The 10,994-nt window shown below is 67.7% G+C and carries 6 protein-coding genes and 2 pseudogenes; 5 read left to right on the top strand and 3 right to left on the bottom strand.

The features are described from left to right. Positions 1-83: 83 nt before the first annotated feature. Entirely contained in the window at positions 84-380 is a 297-nt protein-coding gene (locus tag ACFV9O_RS38240) for a transposase (protein ID WP_385427100.1), read from the bottom strand. Between ACFV9O_RS38240 and ACFV9O_RS38235 the strand changes: the two genes are divergently transcribed. The 4 genes from ACFV9O_RS38235 (at position 261) to ACFV9O_RS38220 (ending at position 7,638) form a co-directional block, all read left to right on the top strand. Beyond that, positions 261-1,946, top strand: a complete 1,686-nt coding sequence (locus ACFV9O_RS38235) for an ISAzo13 family transposase (RefSeq protein ID WP_385427098.1) — start codon at positions 261-263, stop codon at positions 1,944-1,946. The two genes, ACFV9O_RS38240 and ACFV9O_RS38235, sit on opposite strands and share 120 nt — an antisense overlap. A 514-nt stretch (positions 1,947-2,460) precedes the next feature. After that, the gene (locus ACFV9O_RS38230) at positions 2,461-3,084 is read left to right on the top strand and encodes an AAA family ATPase (RefSeq protein ID WP_385427095.1); all 624 of its coding nucleotides are present in this window, start codon (positions 2,461-2,463) and stop codon (positions 3,082-3,084) included. A gap of 576 nt (positions 3,085-3,660) precedes the next feature. Beyond that, a complete protein-coding gene (locus ACFV9O_RS38225) occupies positions 3,661-3,810 on the top strand; it encodes a hypothetical protein (RefSeq protein WP_385427093.1) in 150 nt (49 codons plus the stop codon). Between the two features lie 525 nt (positions 3,811-4,335). Further along, positions 4,336-7,638 (top strand): S8 family serine peptidase, encoded by a 3,303-nt coding sequence (locus ACFV9O_RS38220; protein ID WP_385427090.1) that lies wholly within the window; start codon positions 4,336-4,338, stop codon positions 7,636-7,638. Between the two features lie 318 nt (positions 7,639-7,956). On the opposite strand, the gene ACFV9O_RS38215 is transcribed toward ACFV9O_RS38220, so the two are convergent. Beyond that, positions 7,957-8,679 (bottom strand): transposase, encoded by a 723-nt coding sequence (locus ACFV9O_RS38215; protein ID WP_385427087.1) that lies wholly within the window; start codon positions 8,677-8,679, stop codon positions 7,957-7,959. Between the two features lie 447 nt (positions 8,680-9,126). Between ACFV9O_RS38215 and ACFV9O_RS38210 the strand changes: the two are divergent. Continuing rightward, positions 9,127-9,570 (top strand): annotated as a pseudogene (locus ACFV9O_RS38210) (ISAzo13 family transposase); the annotation flags it as partial. On the opposite strand, the pseudogene ACFV9O_RS38205 reads toward ACFV9O_RS38210, so the two are convergent. Next, positions 9,559-10,433 (bottom strand): annotated as a pseudogene (locus ACFV9O_RS38205) (endoglycosylceramidase); the annotation flags it as partial. The pseudogenes ACFV9O_RS38210 and ACFV9O_RS38205 sit on opposite strands and share 12 nt — an antisense overlap. Between the last annotated feature and the right edge of the window lie 561 nt (positions 10,434-10,994).

The following is a 10,994-nucleotide window of genomic DNA, read 5'->3' as shown; positions in this document are numbered from 1 at the left end:
GCTTTCGCCTCCAGGTAAGTCAGGCGACCCAGAAACATTCCTCCAAGTTCCTCCCGAGTGAGTCGGGGATACAGCGAAGCGCCTCACGGCGCACAGAAGGCATACACCTGGTCCCACGCCGGGAAATCTGCGGGCATCGCCCGCCACTTGATGCCGTTGTCGACCAGATAGAACACCGCATCCAGCATCCAATGCCACGAAGTTAAGGGCTTGCCGGAGAACAAGGCGTCGCTTCCGTGATCGTGCTTCGTTGTCGTGGTATGGGGATTTCGGAGGGGACCGAGGCGGCACTGGCAGCGAAGTTCCAGGCGCTGTTCCCGCACTTGGATGAGCGTCAACGCCGGCTGGCCGTGGGAGCGGAAGCCCGGTACTTGGGGCATGGCGGGATCCGCCTGGTGGCCCGTGCTGCCGGGATGCGGGAGGGAACTGTGTCGCGCGGGGTGGCTGAACTGGAATCCGGCGACGCGCCGTTGGGGCGGGTCCGCCGGGCGGGCGGGGGCCGCAAGCGCGTGACGGACCTGGATCCGGGGCTGCGGCCGGCCCTGCTGGCGCTGGTCGAGCCGGATGAGCGGGGCGATCCGATGTCCCCGCTGCGCTGGACGACGAAGTCGACCCGGCATCTGGCCGCCGAGCTGACTTGGCAGGGCCACCAGGTCTCGGCGGACACCGTGGCGGCCGTGCTGCGGGAGGAGGGCTTCAGCCTCCAGGGCAACGCCAAGACCGTCGAAGGGGCCCAACATCCCGACCGGGACGGGCAGTTCCGCTACATCAACGACCAGGCCAAGGACTTCCAGGTCGCCGGGGACCCGGTGATCAGCGTGGACACCAAGAAGAAGGAGCTCGTCGGCAACTACAAGAACGCCGGGCGCGAATGGCGCCGCGAGGGTGATCCGGCCCGGGTCCGCACTCATGACTTTCCCGACGCCGATCTGGGCAAGGCGATCCCGTACGGGATCTACGACTTGGCGGCGGATACCGGCTGGGTCAGCGTGGGCTGTGACCACGACACCGCCGCCTTCGCCGTGGCCTCCATCCGCCGCTGGTGGCACACGGTCGGACGGGTCGCTTACCCACGCTCCCGACGTCTGCTGATCACCGCGGACGCGGGTGGCTACAATGGCTACCGCACCCGCGCCTGGAAGGCCGAACTGGCCGCCCTGGCCGTGGAGACGGGCCTGGAGATCACTGTGTGTCACTTTCCTCCGGGTACATCGAAATGGAACAGAATCGAGCACCGGCTGTTCTCCCACATCACGATGAACTGGCGCGGCAGGCCGCTCACCAGCCACGAGGTCATCGTGAACAGCATCGCTGCGACCACCACCCGCACCGGACTGAACGTCCGTGCCGAGCTCGACACCGCCGCCTACGAGACCGGAGTCCGCGTCGGCGACCGGCAGATGCAGGCTCTGCCCCTGGACCGCCACAACTGGCACGGGGACTGGAACTACAGCCTCCGCCCGGAGCCATACGCGCAGGTCAGTGACGCCCCGGAGCCGTTCGACCAGCCCAGTCCCGACCTCGCCTGGCTCTGCCACCCGGCCCTGACCGGTCTACCGCCCGCCGAGTGGGACGCGCTGATCACCACGCTCACCGCCCTCCACGAGGAGCAGCGGGAGACGGACCTGACCAAACGGCGTGGTCACCGACCCCGCCTGGTGGCTCCGGGCACCGGCCGTCGCCCCGTCCTCACCCTCGCCGACCGGCTCCTGGCCGCTCTCCTCCATTACCGGCACGGGCTTCCGCAGGTCGCCGTCGCCCGCCTCTTCACCGTCACCCCCGAAACCGTCAACCGGCGCATCCGCGACATCCGTCAACTCCTCGCCGCAGCCGGACACACCATCCACCCCACCGACGCCCGCCTCGACACCCTCGACGACCTCCGCACTTTCGCGACAGCGGCAGGAATCACCCCCTCACCGGAGATCAAGACGGCGAGTTATTGATCGGCAAGCCCTAACTACGCGGCATTGCGTTCACGGCCGAGAAGTTGACTGCTGTTCAACTGCCGCACCAAAGAACTCGACGATCGCACTGATGACCACACTGTGCTCGTCCACGTTCGCTGCACGAACGGCGACGGGTCCGAGGAGCGGCACGCCTCCTGGCCGGCCGGGCAGATCGGCCAGTCCGTCATCGGACCACTACAGGAGTAGCCCCGACCGAGCACCGGCTCGGGGTCGATCATGTGACTAGTTCGCGTCCGGGTCGGTGATGCGGGCTTGGGGCGGGGGATCTGAGCGATGCCGAGTGGGAACGGCGGCGGCCAGGTATAGGAGGCCCTAACAAAGGCGTTGGACGTGTAGGTGGGTGATGAGGGCCTCGCGGCCGGCCCGCCACTCGTAGTAGCTGGAGCGGGCCACGTCCGGCACGTCGGTTCTGACTGCTTGCGAGTGAACGGCAGAGCTTCGTGCTCGAGTCGGACCCAAGCCCGAGATCAGGCCCGCTAGGGTACTCCCCGTGCCGCTGAGCTGTGCCTTTGTGAATCTCAAGCCCGGAGTCGGCAAGACGACCAGTGCTGTATGGCTGGCACACGCCCTTTATGAGTCGGGCTACCCGCCGCTCCTGGTCGACTGCGATCCAGCCTCCTCAGCGCTGCGCTGGAGCGAGTTGGCGGACGGCTTTCCGTTTCCTGTCATCGCCTTGCCGGTGGGAGACGTGCACCGTCGTGTGAACGACTTCCTGGGCAGTAGGCAGGCCGTGGTGTTCGACGCGCCGCAGTTGGAGGACCATCCTCGCATCGCCCGCAGCATCATGAGGTACGCGAGCGAGTGGATCATCCCGGTGACCCCCGCTCCCATCGAACTGGACCGGATGGCACCCATCCGGTCCGAGATGGACGAGGTGCAGTCCCTGCGCGCCGAGCCGGCCCGGGCCGTAGTCCTGCTGAATCGCACCAATCGTCCCGATGCCACGCGTACCGGCCCCGACGCCGACGCTCGTGAGGCGCTCACCGAGTGGGGCTTCGTGGTGTTGGGGACCCAGATTGCACGGCTCGACCTGTACGCGCAGTCGTTCGGAAGTCCGGTCCGAGCAAAAGGCTCGGCGTACATGGACCTTGCCGAGGAACTCATCAAGCGTTAGGAAGCGGCATGCAGGAGCGTAAGGCCAGATACCGCGCGGCATTGGAGCGAGGTGGGGATAGCGCCGGCCGGTCCTCGAAGGTCACCACGCTGCACAGCAGATACGTCAGCGTGACAATCGAAGTGGACCCGGACCTGCAGAAAGGCCTGACGCGATGGGCGGGTCCGCCACTCTCCATGCTGGTACTCGCCGGCACGACCCTCCTTCACGCCGTCGCCGATACTGCCGCCAGGGTGCCCCTCTTCGTCAGCGGTGCCCATCGTTCTTAGTTGATGGGCGCGAGCTGTGCCTCCAGCGCGATCCGGCGGCCGCCGGCCGAGGCAAGGACGTCGGCGCGCCTCCTGGAGCCAGGCAATGAGTTCTCGTGCCGCCTCGGTGGCGATCCCGTGTCGCGGGGAACGCGGTCGGGCCCGCTTTGCACCCGGTGAGGAGTGCACAGCGGGCTCGGGGCTCACCCATACGCGGCCGAAGGGTGACAGCACTCGGCATAGCCCTGGCGCTGCTGCCGTCGCTCGGCGTGGTCACGCCTCCGCCGCTCCGACCGGCCCCGCGGCGGACACCGCGATCCCGGCGGGCGTGGCGGCCCGCAAGGACGCCGGCGTTCCCCGGACCATCACGTTGATCAACGGCGACAAGGTGACCGTCACGGGCGGCGTCTGGCGGGCCGGGGCCGGCTGCACCGCACCCCTGCTGGCCGCTTCACCGCCCTCGCCGCCGCCTGACTGACCGAGCCGGGCCGGATTGCCGCATAACTCATCGGCCCCCGACGGGAGGTGGGGATTCCCTGCGAGAGAACGCCAGCCCCCCGCCCCGCCGAGGGCCCTGACGGGCTTTCACTAGTGCCGCCTGCCGCTGCGGTGCGCGCGGCGCCGGATCTGGACGAGTGGAACCGGGCCAAAGGCGGGCGTACGTGAAGGACGCCGCGGACAACTCCTTCCAGCAGACCGTGATAAAAGCCTACCTCACCAAACGTCAGGACCAGTGCTCGGCCCGCCGGGATCCATCCGGCGGACTTCTGCCCTACGGGCTCACCATCGGGTTCGTCACCATTCGGAGTCGTTCGTTCGCCTATCGCCTCTGTCGTAGAGGTGACTTGTCGCCGGTTGGACACGTGGAAGGTGCTGACCTGCACCCTCGATGACGCCACGCTGGCCCCCCATGAGACATGTGACCAACAGGTGGCGGCCGAGGGTCCACAGATCCCGGCCGCAGTATGTGGCGGTAGCCGCTCTCGCAGCGCTGCTGGCAGGGATGACCGCCACTCCCGGTATGGCCCACGACGCCGACCGGACCGCCAATCAGACCGACTCGACGACTGAGGGCAAGGGCGCCGAAAAGCCCCGATTCACTCGGCAGCACGTCACCCTGATCACGGGTGATCGCGTCACTGTGGAGAAGGACCCGACTGGCCGCGAGAGCGTCTCGGTGGAACCTGCCGAGGGCCGCGAGCACATCAAGTTCTTGAAGCGTCAGGACCGTGGCGAGTGGACGGTCATCCCCGTCGACGCGCTTCCGCTGCTGACGGCGGACCGCCTCGACAAGGCCCTGTTCAACATCTCAGCCCTGGTCGAGGAGAAGTACGCGGACCGGGCGAGCCTGCCGCTGATCGTCGAGTACGCGGGTGCGGCGGCCTCCGCCGAACGCCGGCTGACAACGGCCGGCGCCGACAAGGTCCGCACCATCTCCGGGACCCCCTTCGCGACCCTGAGCGAACACCGCGACGACGCCGCGGAGTTCTGGAAGAGCATCGCCCCCGCCAAGATGGGCGCCAAGTCCTTCGGGGCCGGTATCCAGCGGGTGTGGCTCGACGGCCGCTCCAAGGTCCAGCTCGACCGGACGGTGGCGCACATCGGAGCGCCGCAGGCCTGGGAGAAGGGCTACAAGGGCGACGGGGTCAAGGTCGCGGTCCTCGACACCGGTTACGACCCGAACCACCCTGACCTCAAGGGCCTCGTCGTCGAAGCGGCCAACTTCACCACCGAGCCGAACACCGATGACTCCAACGGCCACGGCACCCATGTGACCTCGACCGTCGCGGGTTCCGGCGCGGCCTCCGGCGGCACGTACAAGGGCGTGGCGCCCGGTGCGAAGATCCTGTCGGGCAAGGTCTGCACCTCGGACGGCTGGTGCGACAACTCCGACATCGTCGAGGCCATGGCCTGGGCGGCCGAGCAGGGCGCCAAGGTGATCAGCCTCAGCCTGGGCGACACCGACACCCCGGACACCGACGTCATCGAGGCCATGGTCGAGACCGTCACCCGTGAGCACGGTGCCCTGGTCGTGGCCGCGGCCGGCAACAACGGCCCCGGCAAGGTCAACTCGCCCGCCTCCGCCGACCGCGCGCTGGCCGTCGGCGCCACCCAGATCAACGACGAGCTCGCCTTCTTCACCGCGCTCGGTCCCCGGGTGGGCGACTCCGGCCTCAAGCCCGACCTCGTCGCCCCCGGCGTAGGCGTCGTCGCCGCCAGGGCGGGCGGTACCACCGCCGAGGACGGTTACATCGGCATGTCCGGCACGTCGATGGCCACGCCGCACGTCGCCGGTGCCGCCGCCATCCTGTTCCAGCAGCACCCCGACTGGACCCCGGAGCAGGTCAAGCGGCAGTTGATGCAGACCACGACCGGCGGCTTCGAACGCGGCGCCTACTACCAGGGCGCCGGGCGCGTCGACGTCGCCCGGGCGGTCGGCCAGCAGGTCACCGCCGAGACCACCGCACTGTCCTTCGGCCAGATCCGCTGGACCGACGGCGAGCGACCGCCGGTGACCAAGACGCTCACGTACCGCAACCCGGGCAGCGAGCCGGTCACCCTCGACCTCGCGCTCAACGCGACCTATCAGGCGAAGAAGCCCGCGCCGGAGGGCCTGTTCCGTCTCAGCGCCGACGAGGTCACCGTGCCCGCGCACGGAACCGCGGACGTCACCGTCACCGCCACCCCGGAGATCGCCACGGTCTACGCGGCGTACAGCGGTGTGGTCATCGCCTCCGCCGCGGACAAGTCGGTCTCGGTGCGCACCCCGTTCGGTATGGACGTCGAGCAGCCGGCCTATGACCTTCGCCTCAGTGTGAAGGACCGCTCGGGCGAAGCTCCCGACCATGCCTATCTGATCGTCAACTCGAACGACCGCCAGTCCTACGAGGTGGAGCTGCACGGCAAGAGCAGCACCGTGCTGAGGCTGCCCAAGGGCAAGACCTTCTCCGTGGGCGGCTTCCTCTTCGACGAGGCGTACACCGAGGGCACCGTGGTCGGTGTGCCGGAGGTCGTGATGACCACCGACCGGGACGCCGCCATCGACGCCCGGAAGGCCAAGCCCGTCACGATCTCGGCCCCGAGCCGCTCGGCCCGGATGATTTCCAACGAGTTCGGCACCATCGGCCTGTCCGACAACCTGTTTACCGTCAACATGCCCGGCGCGATCGGCGGCGACCGCATCGAGGGCCTGTACGCGGCGCCGACCGCGAAGGTCAAGGACTCGAAGTTCACCTACCTGGTCAGCAGCATCTGGGCTGAGCCTGCCGCCGCCGGTGCGAACCCGTCCTCGGTCTACTACCTCACCCGGCCGGTACACGGCGGCATCCCGGCGGACCCGTCCTACCAGCCCCGCACGTCGGAGCTGGCAAAGGTGACCACCACGTTCGCCGCCACCGCACCGGGAACCACCGCATACCGCTTCATCTACATGCACGTCGACAACGTTCGTTTCACCTCACACAGAATGGACGGGCTTCCGGTTCCGAACCGGCGGGTCGACTACTTCTCGGCGGCCGACGGCCTGCGCTGGCAGACTGCCTTCGACCAGTGGAACATCTTCGACCCGGACAGCCCGCGCGGACAGAGCTACCTCGGCACCCTGCACGGCTACAAGGCTGGCGTCGAGGTCGAGGAGCGCTGGAACCAGGGCGTGCAGGCCATGGGCTTCTCGCCCGAGGGCATGGACACCTACCGTGAGGGCGACGACATGTGGTTCGCCATCCAGGACGCCGCCAACGGCAACCTCGACCTGGTGGCGGGAACGTCGACCGGCAGCAAGCCCGAGTACGAGCTGCGACGCAACGGCGAATTGGTCCCGTACTACTGGGGCTATGCGGCAGTACCGACCGACGCCACCCCGGCCGACTACCACTTGACGTTCCAGCAGAAGCGCGACCTCTCTCCCGTCAGCTCCGTCTCCACGGACCTGCGGGCGGAATGGCGGTTCCGGTCGCAGACCACGTTGGAACGCAAGGCGCTGCCGCTGTACGCGGTGCGCATGGCGCCGGAGCTGGACGAGTGGAACCGAGCCGATGACGGACGCAAGTTCGACATTCCGGTCCTGATCCAGCGAGCGCTCGGCGCCACCGAGTCGTCGATCCGTACCTTCACCACCGAGGTCTCCTACGACGAGGGCAAGACCTGGCAGACGGCCAAGGTCACGGGCTCCGGTATGAAGCGGACCGTGACCGTGGACCACCCGCACCGCTCCTCGGGCGGTTCGGTCTCGCTGCGCACGTACGTGAAGGACGCCGCGGGCAACTCCTTCAAGCAGACCGTGATCAAGGCCTACCTCCTCAAGTAGGCACCACCAGCAGTGAGGGCCCGCCGGAACCCGTCTGGCGAGCCCTCACTGCTGTTCCCGCATCAGAGGCTGTTCGCGACGAGACCGGGCCACGACCAGGACGAGACCGGACGTCCTCCACCCTCCGTAATCGCTCCTGCGTCGACTCCGTCAACGCTGTCCGAACACGCCGTCGAACAGTTGCCCTGGAGCGCACGCCGATGTCCGAAAAGCAGAAACACCGCGCCGCGAGGCGGTCGCGGGAATACCGCGTGCCACCCGCGGCCGGCCCGGTCATGCCCCCGCGCGCTCGCTCGTGTAGACTTCCCAATGGACTTGTCAAGCTGAGCTTGCTGCGGGTTGTGCGGGTTCGAAGCGGCGTCCGTCTCGGAGTAGAGCCCAGAGGACGTTGACGCGTCGCCGGGCCAGGGCGAGGACTGCCTGGGTGTGGCGCTTCCCTTCGGCTCGTTTGCGCTGGTAAAAGCGGCGGGATTCCGGGCAGAAGTGGATGCTGCTCATGGCGGACATGTAGAAGACACGTTGGAGCCCGCGGTGGTAGCGGGTTGGGCGGTGCAGGTTCCCGCTGACGCGTCCGGAGTCGTGCGGGGTGGGGGCCAGTCCCGCATAGGTCGCGAGCCGGTCTGCGCTGCCGAACAGGCCCATGTCGCCGCTGGTGGCTGCGAGGAACTCGGCACCGAGTAGAGGCCCGATGCCGGGCATGCTCGTCACAATCTGTGCATACGGGTGGGCCTGGAAGGCCTTCGCGATGTCTTCGTCGATCTCGGCGATCTTACGATCGAGGTCGAGCAGCTCCAGCGCGAGAGCCTCGACCAGCCGGGCGGCCGCCTGCTCGCCGGGAATTGCAGTGTGCTGACGGCCAGCGGCTTCCACCGCGGTGCGGGCGAGCGCGGCTGACCAGCGGGCTCCGCGTCCGCGCAGCCACTTCTCGAGGCGGCTGGCGCCGAGCCGGCGGATCGATCCGGGGGTCTGGTAGCCAGTCAGCAGGATCAACGGTCCCATGTTGGCCAGGCCTGCATCGATCCCGGCCCAGATCCGGCTCATCGTTCCCCTGACGACGTCGTTACCTTCTTTGGTTCTGACGGCCTCGCCAGCGGTGTCCTACGCAGCGATTCTGATCGCAAATCCCAATGAGCGGCCTGGCCGTCGGCGAGACACCGGGCGGCCAAGTCTGGACAGCCACGAGCGGCAACACCTCACCAGCCACACCCGGAGTCTCTCGGGCGACAGGACCTTACGACTGGCCCGATCAACCCGCACCAGAAGGTAGGACACCTCAGGCACTCAACATGTCAAGCGGCGGCGGCGAGAGCGGTTGGGAAGGCCGTGGTCTCGTCGAACAGCTTGCCGTTCTGGAGGCAGTGGTAGAGCTGGCCGATCATGCGGTTGAAGCAATGATCGAAGTTAGGGTTCGCAGATCATTAACCCGTAGCTTCCGGGTCTAGTGGTCGTTGGTGTGGTACGGGCGGACGGGACGAGCAGCAGGCTTCATTGGCAGCCAAGTTCGATGCGGTCCTGCCGCATCTGGATGAGCGGCAGCGACGTCTGCTGCTGGGGGCGGAGGCCCGGTCGATCGGCCACGGCGGGATCAGGCTGGTCGCCCGTGCTGCTGGCGTCCGGGAGGCCGCGGTTTCGCTGGGCGTGGATGAACTGGACTGCGGTGAGGCCCCATTGGGGCGCGTACGTCGGGCCGGCGGGGGCCGCAAGCGGACGGTCGATCTGGACCCGGGACTGCGTCCGGCGCTGCTGGCTCTGGTCGAGCCTGATGTGCGGGGCGATCCGATGTCGCCGTTGCGGTGGACGACGAAGTCCACCCGTCACCTGGCCGCCGATCTCACCCGCCAGGGCCATCGGATATCCGCCGACACCGTCGCCGACGTGCTGCGCGAGGAGGGCTTCAGCCTGCAGGGCAATGCCAAGACCGTCGAGGAGGCCGCTCTCCTGGCGCTGGAAGTCGACATTGGCGTTCCAGAAGACGAACGCCGGCTTGTCGCGCCATCCTGCCGCGTCCATGCGGGCGCGGAACTTCTCGTAGAAGGGCCAGAGAACGTCCCGTTCCCAGGTGCGGCTGGTCTGGCCGGAGTCGTACGTGCCAGCGTGCGGCTCGTTGTACGGGTCGAAGCCGACGACGCCCGCGAACTCGGCCGCGGTGAGGTGCTCGGCGACGTACGCCATGGTGGTCTGCGCCGTCGCCAGAAACGCCTCCTGGACTCCGCCCTTGGTGCCAGAAGTCATGGGCCGCCTTCGTCACGGCCTGGTTCTGCGTGATGTTCTGCCCCCAGAACAGACAGATCCCGCAGAACTCCCGCGGGTAACCGCCCGCATCAACCACACACTTGGGGGCTCCGTCTCCCGTGTACCAACTGTCTTCAATGGAACAGGTGCCGGGAGAACAGATCCTGGTGGAAGTCCGGGTAGACCCGGATGCCGGCCCGGAGGAAGGCCTGCATCTGCGCGGTTACGGCGGCCAGATAGGCATGGTCGACCTGGCCGCGTACGGGTTCGGCGTGCGCCCACGACAGCAGGAAGCGCACGGCGTTCCCGCCATCGAGAGCGCGCAGGGCGGTCGCGAATTTCTCGGCGTCGGCGACGGAGGCGAAGGGCAGCCCTCCGTTCTCCTCGAGCTTGGTCTCGCCGGAGACGTTGTATCCGCGGAGGACGACCTCTCGGCCGAGCCCGTCGATGAAGCGGCCGTCCTGGACGGTGAACGATGCGGCGGCCTGCTCGTCGAACCGGAGCGAGCCGTGCACGCGTGAGGCGCCCGCCGGCGTGCCGCCCGGGCACAGGGCCGTGGCCACGAGGACCAGCAGACCGCGATGCGCGCGCCCACTCTGCCCATGGATCTACGTCTATTGACGGTCCATCAGATTGTCAACCCGGGCGTCTGCCTCGTCAGGCGCGCAGTGCCAGGGCGCGGATCACCTTCGGCAGCCGCGGTCACCTTCCTCATCCGCGCCGCCTCGCTGCGGCTCGCTCTCCCCGCGCTCTTCGCCTACGAGGTGGCTTCGGCCTGTCGGCCACCGTCTGGGCGATCAAACGCGACACAACAGTGTCGGCACTGGCCGCCACAACCCAGACAAGCCAGCGCAGCGCCAGACCGATTCCCCGAAGCCGACCGCCCACACCGCACCCACCACCACACCCCATCAACACCCAGACATAGAGAAGGGAAGTAGACGAGGGGAAGTCTGCTGACTCACCAGGCCAAAAAGGCGTGCGTGAGCTGGGGTGACTCCCACTTCCGGGCGCTAGTGGTGCTAGTGCCCTGCGCCCGAAATTGCGTTACTAAATCTTTTGCTAGTTTTCGGTGGCTGGCGGAGTGACCTTGGTGAGGTAGTCGGCGAGGGATTTGAGGATCT

The sequence above is a fragment of the Streptomyces sp. NPDC059909 genome (assembly GCF_042730885.1).
GTDB lineage: Bacteria > Actinomycetota > Actinomycetes > Streptomycetales > Streptomycetaceae > Streptomyces.
The sequence above is the reverse complement of the archived record's forward strand: the minus strand, read 5'-3'. Positions and strand labels throughout refer to the sequence as shown.

Excerpts from the sequence above, each read along its gene's own strand:
- ACFV9O_RS38235 (WP_385427098.1), top strand. The coding sequence starts at position 261 with ATGGGGATTTCGGAGGGGACCGAGGCGGCACTGGCAGCGAAGTTCCAG.
- ACFV9O_RS38240 (WP_385427100.1), bottom strand. The coding sequence starts at position 380 with ATGCCCCAAGTACCGGGCTTCCGCTCCCACGGCCAGCCGGCGTTGACG.
- ACFV9O_RS38220 (WP_385427090.1), top strand. The coding sequence starts at position 4,336 with ATGACCGCCACTCCCGGTATGGCCCACGACGCCGACCGGACCGCCAAT.
- ACFV9O_RS38215 (WP_385427087.1), bottom strand. The coding sequence starts at position 8,679 with ATGAGCCGGATCTGGGCCGGGATCGATGCAGGCCTGGCCAACATGGGA.